Below are 16,802 nucleotides of genomic sequence, written 5' to 3'. Positions count from 1 at the left end.
CAGCAGTCATCGCCGGATCATGAAGGAGACCATATGTCCGCCCGCCCGGCATCGACCACCGACAACCGTCATGTCGCCGAGCCGACGCGTCCGCACGCAGCGCCGATCACCTTGGCCGACGTCGACGAACGGCTGCAGCAGGTGCTGGACGCGAGTCTGCGGCAGGCGGCACAGGTCGACGATCGTTTCGTGCAGCTGTGGCAGGCACTGCGATCGGGCATCGGGGGCGGCAAACGGGTTCGTCCGGCGCTGCTGATCGACACCTTCACGGCCTTGGGCGGCCCGGAGAAGCATCGCGAGGCCTGCATCGAGGCAGCAGCGGCGCTCGAGATGCTGCACGCAGCCTTTCTTCTTCACGACGACCTCATCGACGGCGATCTGCTGCGACGTGGTCGCCCGAACGCCATCGCCGAGTTCTCCGCACGCGGAAACGCACATGCCGCAGGAGCCGGCAGCAGCTGGGGGCTTGCGGCGGGAACGCTCGGAGGCGATCTGCTGCTCAGCTCGGCCATTCGCCGTCTGGCCGGCGTGCGGGTCGAAGACGGGCTGCGAGATCAGCTCCTCGATGAGTTCGACGAGACGATTCACCTCTCTGCTGCCGGCGAGCTGGCGGATGTCACACAGTCGCTCATATCAGACGCCTCGCAGTCGACGGGCCGTCTCTCTGCGGCCGATGCCGGCGTCTCACCGCTTGAGCCGACACGCTCGACCGTGCAGCAGACCGCACGCCCTCAGTCGCGGTCGACTGCCTCGGCTCAGACCTCATCGGTGCCGCCCTTGGCAGACGAGGCGCTGTGCCAGATCGAGCAGACGCTCGAGCTCAAGACGGCCCGATACAGCTTTGTCGCTCCTGTACGCATCGGCGCGATGCTGGCTGGCGCCGATGCGCGGCAGATCTCGAATCTCAGCGACATGGCTCGCCACGCGGGCATCGCCTTCCAGCTGACTGACGATCTCATCGGCGTCTTCGGCGACGCCGACGTCACCGGCAAAAGCACCAAGGTCGACCTGCAGCGCGGCACACGCACGGCGCTCATCGCCGTCGCGCAGCACACAGCCGTGTGGGCCGAACTCGAAACCATGATCGGCGACCCCACACTCGATGACGCACGTGCGGCCCGAGCGCGCGACCTGCTGAACGCCTGCGGCGCCCGTGCGGCGGTCGAGCTGCGGGCGCGGGACCATCTGCGTCTCAGCCGCAGCCTGCTCGAAGACGAGTCACTGCCGCCGCGCCTCAGAGACTGCATGCAGGCGCACCTCGACGCGATAGCAGGGCGGCAGCGATGAGAGAGAGCGACGCACAGCGATACCAGCGCACGGCGATGCACGCCGCCGCACTCGTAGTCGCGCGGTACTCGACGTCGTTCGGGCTCGCCTGTCGCCTGCTCACACCTGCGCTGCGTCCCGAGATCAGGGCTCTCTATGCGCTGGTGCGCATTGCCGACGAAACGGTTGACGGGGCCGCGGAGCAGGCGGGGATGTCCACAGCACAGCAGGCGAATGCGCTCGACGCGCTCGAAGACACAGTGTATGAGGCGATTCGTGACGGACACAGCACGAATCCCATCGTGCACGCCTTCGCCAGCGTGGCGCGCCGCCGCGGCATCGACGCCGAGCTGATCGCGCCGTTCTTCGCCTCGATGCGGCGTGACCTCGACCCCGCCCCGTTCACTGCGGCAGAGATGCCGGCCTACATCCACGGTTCTGCCGAGGTCGTCGGGCTGATGTGCCTGGCCTGCTTCGTCGAAGATCCCGTCGATCGAGCACGGCTGCGCGATGGGGCACGTGCTCTGGGCTCCGCCTTTCAGAAGGTGAACTTCCTGCGTGACCTGGGCGACGATGTGCACCTGCGCGGTCGCAACTATTTTCCGGACGCCGTCGTGGTCGTCGAAGATCGTCAGCCGGTGCGGCCCGACGCAGATGAGTCGCCGGCTGCGCAGACGACCCTGCGGGCGACGGATGCGACAGCACGCCCGCACCGCAGCATCCGCCTGACCGAGACCGATCGAGATCGCCTTCTCGACGACATCGACGCCGAGCTCGCCCAGGCCGGCGAGGCGATCGCCGACCTGCCAACCGGCAGCAGACTGGCCGTCTCCAGTGCACATGCGCTGTTCTCCGAGCTGTCCCGGCGCCTTCGACAGACGTCGGTCGAGATGCTCGTGACCAGCCGCACTCGGGTGCCCGGATGGCGTAAAGCGCAGATCGTGGCGCGCTGCATGCTGCACGAGCGCGTTGCCAGGCGACGAGGCCGCGAGGCCGACAGATCAAAGGCACCGATGCCACTCGATGGGAGCAGACGATGAGGAAGCACCAGCGACCACCACAGAACCAGCGGCAGCGTGCCGTGGTGATCGGCGGAGGCATCGCTGGTCTGGCGTCGGCCGCGCTCCTGGCACGCGATGGGCACGCCGTCACGCTGCTCGAGGGGCAGGACGCGCTCGGCGGCCGCGCGGGCACCTGGCAGCACGAGGGGTTTCGCTTCGACACCGGGCCGAGCTGGTACCTGATGCCCGAGGTGTTCGACCATTTCTTCAGACTGTTCGGCACCAGCGCTGCGGAACAGCTCGAACTGACGACACTCGATCCCGGTTACCGGGTGTTCTTCGAACCGTCTGCCTCAGGCGAGCCGGCCTCGCGGCTCGACATCGCCCGGTCGCGCAGTGCGAACCAGGCCGCGTTCGAAGCCGTCGAGGCCGGCGCGGGAAAGGCGCTCGGCCGCTATCTGGACTCGTCGGCGGCGACCTACCGCAGCGCCAAGGAGCACTTTCTCTACACATCGTGGCAGCGGCTGACGCCACTGCTGCGACCATCGGTGCTGCGTGACATCCGGCGTCTTCCGGGTCTGCTGACACAGACGCTGGAGGCCTTCGTGGGGGCGCGGTTCGCCGACCGCAGACTGCGCCAAGTGCTCGGCTACCCGGCGGTCTTCCTCGGCACGTCGCCCGAGCGCACACCGGCGCTCTATCACCTGATGAGCCATCTCGACCTCGACGACGGCGTGCTCTACCCTCAGGGAGGCTTCACCGCTCTGATCGCGGCCGTCGAGCGCGTCGCCCGCGACGCGGGAGTGACCATCGTCACTGATCGTCGGGCGATCTCGATCGACACCAAGGGCGGCCGCAGTCAGCGCGGCGGCAGACGGCGTCAGCGCGCTCAGGCGACGGGCGTGACCACCGTCGACCACACTGGTCGTCGTCGTCGACACCTCGCCGAGATCGTGGTGTCGACGGCAGACCTGCACCACACTGAGACAGAGCTGCTGCCGTCGCCGCTGCGCACCTACCCGTCATCGTGGTGGCAGCGCCGTGACCCGGGGCCGGGCGCGGTGCTGGCGATGCTCGGGGTGCGCGGCGGGCTGCCGCAGCTCGAACACCATTCCCTCTTCTTCACCACAGACTGGAAGGCGAACTTCGACACGATCTTCGCCGATCGCGCAGGCATCCCCGAGCCCGCATCCTGTTACGTCTGCCGACCGAGTGCCACAGACGCAGCCGTGGCACCGACGGGCCATGAGAATCTGTTCGTGCTGATTCCCGTTGCGGCAGACACCCGCATCGGCACCGGAGGGCTCGACGGCACCGGAGACCAGGCCGTGGAGGCCGCCGTCGACCGCGCGATCGCACAGATCTCTGAGTGGGCAGACATCCCCGACCTCGCCGAGCGCATCGTCGTGCGTCGCACCGTCGCTCCCGCCGACTTCGCGAGAGATCTCAACGCCTGGCAGGGAGGCGCACTGGGGCCAGCACACACACTGCGTCAGAGTGCGCTGCTGCGCGCCAGAAACTCCTCGCGCAAGGTGGCGGGGCTCTACTATGCCGGCACATCGAGCATTCCAGGGGTCGGCCTGCCGATGTGTCTGATCAGCGCCGAGATCATGCTGAAGCGTGTGCGCGGCGACTCCTCGCTGGGGCAGCTGCCCGAACCCTCACCCCGCTCGACGGCAGGCAGCGACCGATGAGCGCCGCGTATCTGATTCTGCTGCTGCTCTCACTGCTCGGCGTCGCGCTGCTCGACCGACGGTGGCGACTCTTCGTCTGGCGTGCGCCGGTCACGGCGGTCATGGTGCTCGTCAGCGGTGTCGTCTTCTTTGTGCTCTGGGATCTGTTCGGCATCGCAAACGGACACTTTCGGCAGGCAGACGGGCCCTGGCAGCTCGGGGTGCTGCTCGCGCCAGAGCTGCCGATCGAAGAGCCGGTGTTCCTGCTGCTGCTCTGCTGGTCTGCGATGCTGCTGTGGTGTGCCGCCGTGCGGCTGCTCGAACGGCGGCAGCGATGACCTATCCGCAGCTCAACCTGGTCATGCTCGCCGTCGCCGCCGGAGCCGCGGTGCTCTGCCTGCTGGCACGCCGCATCCGCGCTCGACGCGCTTCGGAGCCTCCGCAGCACACGCCGGGCTCAGGAGCGCTGCCCTCGTCGGGGCCGCGCATCACCCGCGTGCTGAGCGCATTCGCGATCGCGCTGGCGGGGCTCGTGCTGCTCACTGCGGTCTTCGACAACGTGATGATCTCGGCAGGGCTCTTCTCCTACGCCGACCAGGGGCGCACCGGCTGGCAGATCGGCCGAGCTCCGATCGAAGACTTCGCCTACCCGCTCGCCGCGCTGCTGCTGCTGCCGGCACTGTGGGTCTTCGTGCGTGATCATGAGCGCACCGCACGCACGGTGCTTCTCTCGTCACGACCCCTGAGCTGGATCAACACGGCGTTTCCGTTCGCCGCCGCATTCGCACTCGGCGTCGGCGGCGGCGACCCACACCTGAGCGCCGTGTCGGCTGCCGGCTCCTGGCCGACTCTGGGCCTGGTGGCAGGCACGCTGTTCTTCCTGGTGCCGTACAACCTGCTCATGTACGGCATCAACGACGTGTTCGACTACGAGAGCGATCTGCGCAACGCTCGCAAGGGCGGGGCGGAAGGCGCCCTGCTGGAGCCCCGACTGCATCGCACTGTGGTGCTCAGCGGCGTGATCTCGGCAGCGCCGTTCGTCTCGCTCATGCTGGTTGCCGCCTGGCATCTGGGCACCATGGTTGCCAGCGCGATCACGTTGGCCGTCAGCCTGTTTCTCGTGGTCGCCTACTCGGTGCCAGGGCTGCGGTTCAAAGAGCGGCCCGTCGTCGACTCGATCACCTCGAGCCTGCACTTCGTCACCCCGGCGGTATGCGGTCTCGCCTTCGCCGGCGTCGAGCTCACCTGGCCGCTGATCGCTCTGCTGGTGGCCTTCGGCCTCTGGGGCATGGCCAGTCATGCGTTCGGTGCGGTGCAGGATGTCATTCCTGATCGAGAGGGTGGCATCTCGTCGATCGCGACGGTGTTGGGGGCGGGGCGAACGGTGCGGCTGGCCATCTGGCTCTGGTCGGCGGCCGGCGTGCTGACGCTCTTCACGTCTTGGCCCGGGCCGCTGGGGGCGCTGTTGGTCGTGCCGTACATCGTCGCGGTGTGGCCGTTTCGTTCGATCAGCGACGAGGGCTCGGCTCAGGCCAACGTCGGCTGGCGGCGCTTTCTGGCGATCAACTATGCTTGCGGGTTCTGCGTCACCATGCTGCTGATCTGGTGGGCTTCGCTGAATCTGTGACCCGAGGCAGACTCAGGCGAGCCCGCCGGACGAGACATGGTGCAGGCTCAGCAGCCAGCGGCCCTCGCGCCGAACCCAGACCGATGAATGGGCGGCCACCGCCGGTGACCGGGTTTCGTAGGTGACGATGGTGACGTCGTCGGTGACGGCGGATGCCGCAGCCGACCTGAGCTGATCGCCTGCGGCCGGCAGTAGGGCGCGTGAGCCGATGATGCGGCACCCTTCGTCGAGCAGGCTGCGGCCGGTGGCGATGTCGCGGGCGCCACGTGCGTCGGCGAGCAGCCGTTCGGCTGCGAGTGCGTCCGAGGCAGCCGAGCTCGATGGGGCGGCGTCTGCCGGGGTATCTGCCGGGGTATCTGTGGTCGACGCGGCCGCGGTATCTGCGAACGACGGGGCAGTCGATGCGGCGAAACCGGGACCGGCATCCACCGCACGACCCGCCTGGATGGCGAGGGCGGCGCCGTGCGCTCGTTCGTCGGCGGCCTCGTTCATGTGATGCCCGGCGTGCCCCTTGACCCACTCGAAATGCACGTCTCGACCCTGCAACGCCGCATCGATCTGCTCGAGCTGGTCGCGGTTGAGCACCGGCTTGCCGTCGGATTTCTTCCAGCCCTTGCGCTTCCAGCCGGGCATCCACTTCGTGACCGAGTTGATCACGTACTGGCTGTCACAGAGGATGCGCAGCGGCTCGTCGCGGTCTGCCGTCGCGTTCAGCAGCTCGAGCACGGCCTGCAGCTCGCCGCGGTTGTTGGTGCTGTGCTCCCAGCCGCCGGCCGCCCAATGGGCGTCGTCGACGTACCAGGCCCAGCCGGCGGGGCCTGGGTTGCCGAGAGCTGATCCGTCTGCAGAGGCGATGATGGTCATTCGAACATTCTGCCACTGGCCGCCGACATCAGGCTCGGCCCCGGCCACGCACCCGCGCCCCGATCATCACCTCGCTGCGAGGCTGCGCTCGACTCGCTCGGGCGTGAACCAGATCAGCAGCACGGCACCGAGCAGCGCGGCCGAGGCGAACGCGACCAGCACCCATGCCGGCCCGAGACCCGCTGCGAGAGTCTGCCCGCCGATGATCGGTGCGACGACAGCGCCGAGGCGTCCCAGCCCGAGGGTGCAGCCGAGCGCGGTCGTGCGCAGCCGCACCGGGAATGCGTCGGCGACCAACGAGTTGATCAGATTCTGCGCGCTGATCGCGCCGGCACCGAGCACCGCTGCGTAGCCGGCGAGCAGCCACCCCGGGCCGATCTGCCCGGCGATGAGCAGAAGCGCCACGGCGGCCAAGACGCCGGATGCGGCGGCGATGGGCCGGGTGCCGAGTCGCTTCGCGAGCAGCGCGATGCCGACCGACCCGACGACTGCGCCGAGGTTCAGCACCAGCATGAGCTGCAGCGCCCCCTGCAGCGGGATGCTGAACTCGCGCATCAGCTGAGTCAGCCACGTGCTCACGCCGTACCAGGTCAGCAGATCGGCGAAGGTGACCAGCACCCCGAGCGCGAGCAGGGTGCGATGTCTGGGGGCGACCAGCTCGCGAACGGATGCGCGACTCGCCCCCGCATCCGCCTCAGCGACGTTGCGGTGATGCGTTTCGATGCGGCGCAGCGCCGGTATGGTGATGGCTGCCAGCAGGATGCCGACGATGCCGCCGCTCAGGAAGAGCGTGCGCCAGCCGCCCAGGTGCAGCACGCTCTGCGCGGTGAGCGTCGAGGCGACCGCTCCGATGGCGATGCCGCCCATGACGATGGTGATGGTCAGCGAGCCGTCGGCGTTGTGCGTCGCATTGCGCGCGGCGGTCAGGGCGGCAGGCAGCACGACGCCGAGGCAGAGGCCGGCGAGCAGGCGGGCTGCTCCGATGTGCCAGGCGTCGCTGGCGGCGGCGACGGCGACGGTGCAGACGGTGAAGCCGATGATGCCGATCAGGATCGTGCGTGAGGGGCCGAGCGCCCGAACGACAGGCCCCGCAGCGACGCCGCCGCCGAGCATGCCTAAGAAGATCATGCTGCCGATCAGGCCTGCGGCCGACTGGTCGACGCCGATGGTCGGGTCGGCCAGCAGCACCGGGATGGCGTTGCTGTAGAGCAGCAGGTCGTAGCCTTCGACGATCATGATCGCGGTGCAGGCGATCACGACCAGCCAGTCGGTGGTCGTGCGCACTGCTGTGCGGTCGGCGGGGTCACCTGCGGCGATTGCTTCAGACCGACCGGGATTGGATGAAATCGGCCGATCTCGCGCGATCCCGGTAGAGTCCGTGCAATCCGCGCTGGAGCGTTCCGTGCTGCCATCGGTCATCATCGGGTGAAACTCCTTTGTCTGCTTTGACTGATTGCTTGCTTTTTGTTCTGTCTGCTCTGTCAACGTGCCTGTTCGCACGCCACCAGCAGGTCGGCCTCGGCGATCGTCGCGGCGATGCGCGCGGCGTACGGCTCGATCACCAGCTGTTCGTGCCCGACCGGCAGCTGCTGCAGGTCTACCGGCCCCGCGAGCCACGGCTGCCATGCTGTGGGATCCTGCCAGAGCTGATGTCCGGGTCCAGAGGCTTCGACGAAAATCGTGGGGGCATGCGAGATGCGATGCTCCGCGGTGTGCAGCATCTGCGAGTGCGCCTGCACCAGCTCACGCATGGTGTGCAAGCGTTCGGCGCCGAGCTGGCCCAGCGGATGCCGACGCTGCTGCAGCACGCGCACGACCTCGTCGATGTCGAGCGAGGCATCATCCTTCTGTTCGATCTCCTGCGGCGTGAGGCCTGCCATGCGCACCAAGGCGAGTGCGGCATCCGCCTCACCGGGTGCCGGCTGATCTCGCCACACCGGGCCGGGGTAGCTGTCGAGGAGCACCAACAGCTCGACCTCGTGACCGGCGGCTTCGAGCGCTGCGCAGACGTCTTGGGCGATCACCCCTCCGACCGACCAGCCGAGCAGCCGGATCGGGCGCCCAGCGGCCACCTCGATCACGCGCAGCGCATACTCGTCAGCGGTCGCTCGCAGCGACGTCGACGGCTCAGCGCCGAGGTAGGCGGCAGCCTGCAGCCCGATCGCCGGGGCGTCGAGATGCTGTGCCAGACGGCGATACGGCCAGGCGAGCCCACCCGCGGGATGCACCATGAACCACAGCGGCGACTCGGCACCGCTGCTGGCACCGCTGCTGGGGCCGTCAGTGGCACCGGCGCCGCAGCCGGCATCGGCATCGGCACTGGCGCCGGTCAGCCGCAGCACGGGCTCATAACCTCGTGACCCCGCCGCAGATCCCGCCTTCCTGCTGCGCACGACCTGGGTCAGCGCGCGCACTGTCGGCGTCGCGAAGATGTCGCCGAGCTCGATCGGCAGCCCCGTGCGTCGCAGTTCGGCCAGCAGTGTGACGCTGCTGATCGATGTGCCGCCCCAAGCGAAGAAGTCGTCGGTCACCCCGAAAGCGGCATCTGCTGCGTCGCCCGCCCCATCCTCAGTCGCCACGCCAGCGGCATCGGCGCCGAGCACGCTGACGAACGCCCGCAGGATGCCCCTCTCGAGATCATCTGCTGCTCGCAGCCCGGCTGATGTCTGCGTGGGCGCAGGCAGTGCCCGACGATCGAGCTTGCCCGACGGCGACAGCGGCAGCCGATCGAGCGGCATCATCGTCGCCGGAACCATGAACGTCGGCAGCACGGAGCGACACCGTTCGAGCGCCTCGGTGACGGTCTGTTCGTCGCCGACCACATATCCGACCAACATGTGGTCGCCGTTCGCGGTCTCGTGCAGTCGCGCCGCGCTCTCGATGAGATGCGGTCCAGAGATCGCCCGTTCGACCTCTGCGAGTTCGAGTCGCTGCCCGTGCAGTTTGACCTGGCCGTCGCGTCGGCCCAGAAAGTGCAGTCGCGCGGGGCGGCCGGTCTGTGGCGACGTGTGCGCGAGCGCTGCGGCAGACGCTGAATCGGGCGCTGCACCCGGTGCCGAAACGAGCGGTGCGTCAGTCATTCCTGCGGATGCCCCGCTCGGCTCCGCCCATCTCAGCGGCTCCCAGCGTGCTCGGTCTCCGGTCGCGTAGCAGCGGCCGATGTCCGGCGACAGCGTGATGAACCGCTGCTCGGTCAGGTCTGGGCGGCCGATGTAGCCGTGGGCGACCTGCACACCGCCCAGATACAGTTCGCCGGGTGCGCCCGGAGGCACCTCGCGACCGAACGGATCGAGCACGTGTAACGTCGTGTTCCACACCGGCGCACCGATCGGCAGGTCAGTCGCCGTGCGCAGCTGGTCGTCGCTCAGCTCGGTGCAGTCGAACGCGGTGACGTCGATCGTCGCCTCGGTCGGGCCGTAGAGGTTCAGCAGACGCGCATCGCTGACCGCGCGCAGTCGCAGCGCGAGATCGGGAGGCAGAGCCTCGCCGCTGCACACGACGACCCGCAGCGAGGCGAGCGCCTCGCGCAGCTGGGCATCGTCGAGTACCGCAAGCAGCGTCTGCAGCATGGTCGGCACGAAGTGTGCCACGGTGACGCCAGAACGTTCGATGACGCCTGCCAGCTGCTCGGGGTCGCGGTGCGCACCCGGGGCGGCCACCTGCAGACGAGCCCCGCAGACGAACGGCAGCGTCAGCTCCCAGAGCGACACATCGAAGCCGATCGGCGTCTTGTGCAGCACCACGTCGGTCTCGGTCACGTCGCAGAAGTCGCGCATCCAGAGCAGTCGGCTGGCCAGTGACCGGTGTGAGATCTGCACACCCTTGGGTCGGCCGGTCGAGCCTGAGGTGAACAGCACGTAGGCGAGAGCGTCGGGGGTCACTGCGGGCGCCCCCGAACCGTGCGCAGATGCGCCTTGCCCAGACGAACCGTGCCCAGACGTACTGTGCACAGATGTGCTTTGCCCAGACGCATCGTGCGACTCGGCCGTGTCTGTGCCAGCAAGCGTCGTGTCGGCGATGTCGCGGCCGCTCGCAGGAGCAGTTCCTGCCGCACCCGCCAGCAGATCGTCTGCGAGCAGCACCCGTGGGGCCGGCCCTTTCGTGGGCTGCGGCGCTGCGTCTCCGCGCAGCGCGATCACCGCAGTCGCGCGAGCGTCTTCGAGCATGTTCGCCAGCCGCTTCGGCGGATACTCCACGTCGAGCGGCAGATACACGGCCCCGCAGCGCATCACCGCGTGCACGGCGACCAACAGTCGCACCGATCGTGGCAGGTGCACGCCGACGACCTCGCCCTGCCGCACACCGAACGCTCGCAGGCGGGCGGCAGCGGCATCCACCGTCTGGTCGAAGGCCTTGAAGGTGAGGCTGTGCTCGTCGTCGGCCACCGCGATGCGCTGTGGATGCTCCGCCGCGCACTCTGTCACCAGACGCGGCAGCGTGGTCGCCGGGGTTTCGTGGCCAGTGCTGTTCCAGCGTGCGAGCTGTGCGCGCTCGTCGTCGAGCAGCAGCGAGGTGGCCCGCGCCTCAGGCGTTCGGGCGTCGATCAGCGGGGCGGCGGGTGACTGCGCCGCCAGCTGGGTCAGCCGTTGCACCAACCGGGCGAGCAGCCGCTCGACCTCGACCGCAGTGTGCCGATTCGGGTTGCCGTCGACGTCGATGTGCAGACCACCCTGCAATGGATACACGCTGATCGTCAGATCGTCGACCGGCCCCGCTGACAGGTCGATCATGCGGGTCGGCGCCCCGGCAACGCGCAGGTCGTCGTGAAACGGCTTCACGTTGAGCTGTGGGCCGAAGAGTCGGTCGTCGGGACGCAGCCCGGCCTCGGCGCGCAGATCTTCGCCGAGCAGCTGCTGGTGCCGGCTCGCCTCACGCACCAGATGTCTGGTGTGCGCGATGGCGTCGCACAGGCTCAGGCAGCCCGTCTTCGCCGCTTCGCCGAGCGTCACGTGCAGCGGCAGCACGGTCACCCTGGGCGCCGGTGTGTGCCGCCAGAGCGACGACGTGCGTCGCATCAGCGGAAAACCCAGCGTGGCATCGTCTGCGTCGGTCAGACCTGCCGTGAGATCTGCAGCGGCGACGGTCACCGCGTCGACCCACGACCCGCCGCAGTCCTCCGCCGTCGCCTCGAGCCGTTCGAATGCCTCCGGAGACAGCAGATCCGACCGGCGTACGTGGCTCGGTGCGGGTGCGACTGATGCAGGTCCGACGCCTGACGTCGTCGAGGTCGGTGTCGACAGCTGCGGCGAGGCCGGTGCATCGCCCCGCTGCGATCGCCAGAAGCTCAGTGCGTCGTCGTCGGCTGCCTCGGCCTGTTCTGCCTCGACCAGCTGCTGCAGCGACGGCCCGGGCTTCGGGGCGCGGCCGTCATAGGCGCGGGCGATCTGCGAGAAGAGCAGCGAATGTCCCACACCGTCAGTCAGGATGTGATGCGCTCGCTGGTACCAGAGTGAGCGGCCCGGCTCGACTCCTGCCGGCGTCAGCTGAAACAGCACCTCTGAGACCAGGTCGTCGGGCTCACCCACGACACCTCTGAGGCTGCGGGTACGACCCATGTCGTCGCGCATGTGCGTCAGCGCGGCGGCGAGGGGATCGCGCTGGTCTGAGAGGTCGACGACCTGCGGATGCCAAGGAGCGTGGTCGAGCACCTGCTGCGTCGGCTGACCGTCGACCTCGGTGAGTCGCACGCGCAGAACGTCATGGCAGGCGGCGATCGATTCGACCGCAGCCACGAAGCGCTCCGCGTCGAGTCGCACGGGAACGTCAAGGTAGCGCCCGGTGTTGTACGCGGCAGAGTTCGGGTCTCGGGCCTGCGCCATCCAAATTCCGCGCTGAGTGCCCAGCAGCGGCAGCGCTGCCAAAGATCTGAACATGGTGAGCAAGTGTATAGTCAGTGACCGCCGAGAGAAAGAGCCTCGGCTCTCATGGCGTGTAGCCGACGCCATATTCGCAGAGCCGGTGAGAGGAGTCCCATGTTCCCCCGTGACCCAGACATTTCAGCACTCCAACAGGTCGTCGCGACCGCGCTGAAGAACGACGATCCGTCGAGCATCGATCCTGCCGAAGACGTCTTCGACCAAGGGCTCGACTCGCTCAGCACCATGGAGATCGTGCAGCGGGCGCGCGACGCAGGCTACACCGTCACCTATATGGATCTGCTCGAGGCCTCGACCCTCGGAGAGTGGGTCGAGGTGCTGCGCGAACATGCGCCGAGCAGTGGGGTCTGAGAATGCTCGATGGCGTTACGCCCTTTCCGCCAGAACGCGCGGCGACCTACCGGGCAGCCGGCTACTGGACCGGCGCGACCTTTCCCGACCTGCTGCAGCACAGCATCCGCCAGCGAGGTGACGCGCTCGCCGTCGCAGACGACCGCGGCCACGAGCTGACCTACCGCGAGCTGGGCGCGGCCGTCGAGGCCGCGGCCGCACGCCTGCACGCGCTCGGCATTCGCGACCGTGATCGCGTGGTGGTGCAGTTTCCGAACGTGATCAGCTACCTGCCCACCGTGTTCGCGCTCTTTCGTCTCGGCGCGCTGCCGATCTTCGCACTGCCCGGGCACCGCGAGCGCGAGCTCACACACTTCGTGCAGCACGCCGACGCCGTCGCGATCATCACTGTCAGACGACACGGCCGCGACAGACTGGGCGAGACCGCCGCGCACGTCGCCGAACAGGTGGCGGCGGCCCATGCCGAAGCCGGTCGTGCTGATGCGGAGCTGATCGTGATCACTGATCCGGATGCTCTGGTCGCGCCCGCTGAGCCAGGTCTCGCATCGGCGCCGGCGGTTTCGATCGATCCTGAAGACACGGCGTTTCTGCAGCTCTCGGGCGGGACCACGGGTGTGCCGAAGATGATTCCGCGCTCGTCAGACGCCTACATCTACACGCTGCGGCGCAGCAACGAGCTGTGCGGCGTCACTGAGCGCTCGGTGTATCTGGCGGCACTGCCGGTGCCGCACAACTTCACCATGAGTTCGCCCGGCGTGCTGGGCGTGCTGCTGGCGGGCGGCACCGTCGTTCTCGCCAGTGCGCCGGCACCTGATACCTGCTTCGACCTGATCGCACGGCGACATGTCACGATCACGGCGCTCGTGCCGCCGCTGGCGCTGCTCTGGGCCGATCACGTGGGGTCGGCGGCTTCGCTTGAGAGCCTTGAGGTGCTGCAGATCGGGGGCGCGAAGCTGACCCCGACGGCTGCTCGGCGCATCGTGGACGCATTCGACTGCACGCTGCAGCAGGTCTTCGGCATGGCCGAGGGGCTGGTGAACTACACCGCGCTCGATGCGCCGCTTGACGAGATCGTCGAGACGCAGGGGCGCCCGATGTCGCCGGCTGACGAGCTGCGCATCGTCGACGACAGCGATCAGCCGCTGCCGCAGGGCACCGCCGGAAATCTTGTGACGCGCGGGCCCTACACGATCAACGGCTACTACAGGGCGGCCGAGACGAACCGTTCGAGCTTCACGCACGACGGCTTCTACCGCACCGGTGACATCGTGCGCATCGACGACACCGGCAGTCTGATCGTCGAGGGGCGCAGCAAAGACCTGATCAATCGCGGGGGAGAGAAAGTCGTCGCAGCTCAGGTCGAAGACGCCCTGCTGCAGCATCCGCGTGTGTTCGACGCGGTGGTGGTGCCGAAGCCAGACGACCGTCTCGGCGAGACGATTGCGGCGTTCGTGCAGCTACGCAGTGCGACAGGGGCTGGTGCTGCTGCCGGTGCTGTTGCAGACGCAGCTGCTGCTAACGATGCCGATGCCGTTACCGCTGATGCTGATGCCTGGAACGACCCGGTCACAATGAGTCGTGAGCTGCGCGCGTTTCTGCGCGACGTGGGTCTCGCCTCATTCTGCGTGCCTGACGAGTTCCATGTGATCGATGAGATGCCGGTGACGGCTGTGGGCAAGTCGTCTCGTCGCGATCTGCGGAATGTGCTCGCCGCTCGTCTCACTGACTGATGCAGGCGGGCTGTTCCGCAGCCCGCCGAGTATCGATGGAGTGAGTCGGCGAAGCGCGGTTTTCGCCGGGACCGTGTAGCGAAATTCGTGGGGTACTGACGGCTTCGCCTCACATATCGCTACACGGCCAGGGCGACATGCGCGACTGGCTGACGGTTCGAGGTCTCAGCCTTCTGCAGCGCTGAGGCATCGGGCAGCAGCACCGCAGCGTTATGGAGCATCAGAACGTCGTGTGGCACCGGAGCATCGGCGATGACGAGAGCCCGGTCGGGCGCCGAGGCGGCTGCGGACACGGTCCTTTCGTCCACGAGGCCGTCATCGGCCGGTCTCGGGCGGTCGCAGAGTCCGCACCCCAAGGCTTTGAGTCGTGCTTCGGCACGAACCCATGCGCGAGTCAGCTTATGTGCAGCATCTTCTGAAGACCCCGCTTCAGCAGCAGGTTCGATCGACACCGCTGAACTCTGCAGCGCGCCGATGAATTCGTGACCGAGGTGCTGCGGCAGCGCCCCGTTCAGCAGCATCTCACGCAGACGCTGAGCGGTCTGCTCATCAAAGGTGTGCTCGACGTCGACGCCCACCGGGCGAGAACTCAGAGCGATCACCGCCAGATCTTCGGCATACGAGACCGAGAACCAAGTCGGAGCTGCGATCGGCATCTCGACCGGTCTTGCAGCGTGAGACTCTGACGAAGCGACGGTGGCGGGCGAACCGAACGCGACCACCGGGCGGCCGTGAGCCGAACTGCCGCAGCGCGAGCAGGGCATCCGTGTGAGAGGCACCTCAGCGGGCGAACAGTCGAGACGTGCACCGACCTCTCGACGCAGCCGAGCGTGCGCGGCGACGAACAGACCACGCCGAGCGGGAGAGCGCAGCAGATCGGCTCGGCGCCGTTCGTCTGCATCGAGCAGGGCCCAGTCGTGGCGCAGCACTCCGACTTCGCGCGCAACGGTGACGGCGAACATATCGATCTGCGCGCCGGCAAGGGTCAGAATCACGCCCCGAACATATCACCGACGGTCTCGAAGATGAGTTTGATGTTCAGCACGGTCAGCACGCCGGTCGCGAGCCATCCGAGCACCACGGCCCACCGCGGGTTCGCGAAGCTGCCCATGATCTTCTTCGACGAGGTGAACCAGACCAGCGGCACCATCGACACAGGCAGTGCGATGCAGAGAAACACCTGAGAGTTGACCAGCAGGTTGTCGAGGGCCTGCTCGTCGCCTCCGTACATCACCGTGCAGATGATCACCGGAATCACCGCGATCGTTCGGGTGATCACGCGGCGGGCCCACAGCGGCATCCGCATCTTGATGAACCCCTCCATCACGACCTGACCGGTCAGCGTGCCGGTGATCGTCGAGTTCTGGCCCGAGGCGAGAAGGGCGACGGCGAAGAGCGTGCTGAGCACAGGGCTGGCGACGGCACCGGCGAGGCTGGAATCCTTGAGCGCGTCGTACAGCGCGCCGAACGTGCCCAAGTCGCTCTCGACGCCGAAGAACAGAGCCGCACCGAGCAGCAGCAGCAGACAGTTGATGATGAACGCGGCCGACAGCTGGATGTTGGAATCCCACGTCGCGAAGCGCACCGCACGCCTTTTCTCGACGTCGTCTTCGCGTGCGTAGTCGCGCGACTGCACGATGGCAGAGTGCAGGTACAGGTTGTGCGGCATGACGGTGGCGCCGACGATGCCAAGGGCGAGAGTCAGCTGCTCAGGTTTGAGGATGTCGGCCTTCGGCACGAAGCCGGCGAACACCTGTGGCAGATCAGGCTGGGCGATGACGACCTCGTAGATGAAGACGACCATGATCGTGAGGATGAGCGTGACGACGATGGCCTCGATCTTGCGAAAGCCGATCTGCAGCAGCAGGAGCAGCAGAAACACGTCGAGCACCGTGAGAATGACGCCCACCACGAGAGGCATGCCGAAGAGCAGGTGCAGAGCGATGGCCGCACCGATCACTTCGGCCACGTCGGTGGCCATGATGGCCAGCTCGGTCACGATCCAGAGCACGAAGCCCGTCTTTCGCCCCGTGTGCGCCCGCGTCGCCTGGGCGAGATCCATGCCCGTGACGATGCCCAGCTTCGCGGCCATGTACTGCAGCAGCATCGCGGTGAGGCTCGAGATCAGGATCACACTGAGCAGCAGATAGCCGAACTGCGAGCCGCCGCCGATCGAGGTCACCCAGTTGCCGGGATCCATATACCCGACCGCGACGAGCGCACCGGGGCCGCTGTAGGCGGCGAGCGTTCGCCAGAACCCGGCATGGGCGGGCGGTGTGCGCACGGTCGAGTTGATCTCTTGCAGCGACGGCCCGTTCGCCGGCTGAATCAGTCGCCTGCGCGACCCGTCTGCCCGTTTCGGACGTGTCTCAGATTCGATGGACATATCGCGTGCTCCTCTACATGCACTCCCG

At 67.6% G+C, this 16,802-nt stretch carries 12 protein-coding genes; 7 read left to right on the top strand and 5 right to left on the bottom strand.

What is annotated here, in order from left to right; genetic code table 11:
• The first annotated feature begins 33 nt into the window (after nucleotides 1-33).
• Genes F8O09_RS04145 through F8O09_RS04125 form a run of 5 tightly spaced genes read left to right on the top strand, consistent with a single transcriptional unit; the run spans nucleotide 34 to nucleotide 5,567 of the window.
• Nucleotides 34-1,287: a polyprenyl synthetase family protein gene (locus F8O09_RS04145; protein WP_158054023.1), complete on the top strand. Its 1,254-nt coding sequence runs from the start codon at nucleotides 34-36 to the stop codon at nucleotides 1,285-1,287.
• A complete protein-coding gene (locus F8O09_RS04140; RefSeq protein ID WP_158054022.1) occupies nucleotides 1,284-2,306 on the top strand; it encodes a phytoene/squalene synthase family protein in 1,023 nt (340 codons plus the stop codon). The genes F8O09_RS04145 and F8O09_RS04140 overlap by 4 nt, the downstream gene beginning before the upstream one ends.
• Nucleotides 2,303-3,961, top strand: coding sequence for a phytoene desaturase family protein (crtI, locus tag F8O09_RS04135; protein ID WP_158054021.1), 1,659 nt, complete (start codon nucleotides 2,303-2,305; stop codon nucleotides 3,959-3,961). The genes F8O09_RS04140 and crtI overlap by 4 nt, the downstream gene beginning before the upstream one ends.
• Complete coding sequence (locus F8O09_RS04130) at nucleotides 3,958-4,278, top strand: lycopene cyclase domain-containing protein (protein WP_158038741.1); 321 nt, start codon at nucleotides 3,958-3,960, stop codon at nucleotides 4,276-4,278. The genes crtI and F8O09_RS04130 overlap by 4 nt, the downstream gene beginning before the upstream one ends.
• Nucleotides 4,275-5,567 (top strand): prenyltransferase, encoded by a 1,293-nt coding sequence (locus tag F8O09_RS04125; RefSeq protein WP_318655744.1) that lies wholly within the window; start codon nucleotides 4,275-4,277, stop codon nucleotides 5,565-5,567. The genes F8O09_RS04130 and F8O09_RS04125 overlap by 4 nt, the downstream gene beginning before the upstream one ends.
• Before the next feature lie 12 nt (nucleotides 5,568-5,579).
• On the opposite strand, the gene F8O09_RS04120 is transcribed toward F8O09_RS04125, so the two are convergent.
• The 3 genes from F8O09_RS04120 to F8O09_RS04110 form a co-directional block, all read right to left on the bottom strand.
• A complete protein-coding gene (locus tag F8O09_RS04120) occupies nucleotides 5,580-6,431 on the bottom strand; it encodes a ribonuclease H family protein (RefSeq protein ID WP_158054020.1) in 852 nt (283 codons plus the stop codon).
• Nucleotides 6,432-6,497: 66 nt separating this feature from the next.
• Nucleotides 6,498-7,715: an MFS transporter gene (locus F8O09_RS04115; protein WP_192497550.1), complete on the bottom strand. Its 1,218-nt coding sequence runs from the start codon at nucleotides 7,713-7,715 to the stop codon at nucleotides 6,498-6,500.
• Nucleotides 7,716-7,912: 197 nt separating this feature from the next.
• Nucleotides 7,913-12,304, bottom strand: a complete 4,392-nt coding sequence (locus F8O09_RS04110; protein WP_192497549.1) for a non-ribosomal peptide synthetase — start codon at nucleotides 12,302-12,304, stop codon at nucleotides 7,913-7,915.
• Nucleotides 12,305-12,403: 99 nt separating this feature from the next.
• On the opposite strand from F8O09_RS04110, the gene F8O09_RS04105 reads away from it, so the two are divergent.
• Nucleotides 12,404-12,658 (top strand): phosphopantetheine-binding protein, encoded by a 255-nt coding sequence (locus F8O09_RS04105; RefSeq protein ID WP_192496631.1) that lies wholly within the window; start codon nucleotides 12,404-12,406, stop codon nucleotides 12,656-12,658.
• Between the two features lie 2 nt (nucleotides 12,659-12,660).
• The gene (locus F8O09_RS04100; protein ID WP_158054016.1) at nucleotides 12,661-14,388 is read left to right on the top strand and encodes a (2,3-dihydroxybenzoyl)adenylate synthase; all 1,728 of its coding nucleotides are present in this window, start codon (nucleotides 12,661-12,663) and stop codon (nucleotides 14,386-14,388) included.
• A 119-nt stretch (nucleotides 14,389-14,507) separates the two neighbouring features.
• Here F8O09_RS04100 and F8O09_RS04095 read toward each other — a convergent pair whose 3' ends face one another.
• Complete coding sequence (locus tag F8O09_RS04095; protein WP_158054015.1) at nucleotides 14,508-15,383, bottom strand: 4'-phosphopantetheinyl transferase family protein; 876 nt, start codon at nucleotides 15,381-15,383, stop codon at nucleotides 14,508-14,510.
• Nucleotides 15,380-16,774, bottom strand: a complete 1,395-nt coding sequence (locus F8O09_RS04090; protein WP_158038738.1) for an Nramp family divalent metal transporter — start codon at nucleotides 16,772-16,774, stop codon at nucleotides 15,380-15,382. The genes F8O09_RS04095 and F8O09_RS04090 overlap by 4 nt, the downstream gene beginning before the upstream one ends.
• Nucleotides 16,775-16,802 lie beyond the last annotated feature (28 nt).

The organism is Pseudoclavibacter sp. CFCC 11306 (genome assembly GCF_008831235.1).
Classification (GTDB): domain Bacteria; phylum Actinomycetota; class Actinomycetes; order Actinomycetales; family Microbacteriaceae; genus Pseudoclavibacter_A.
This window is presented reverse-complemented; position numbering and strand designations above follow the sequence as displayed.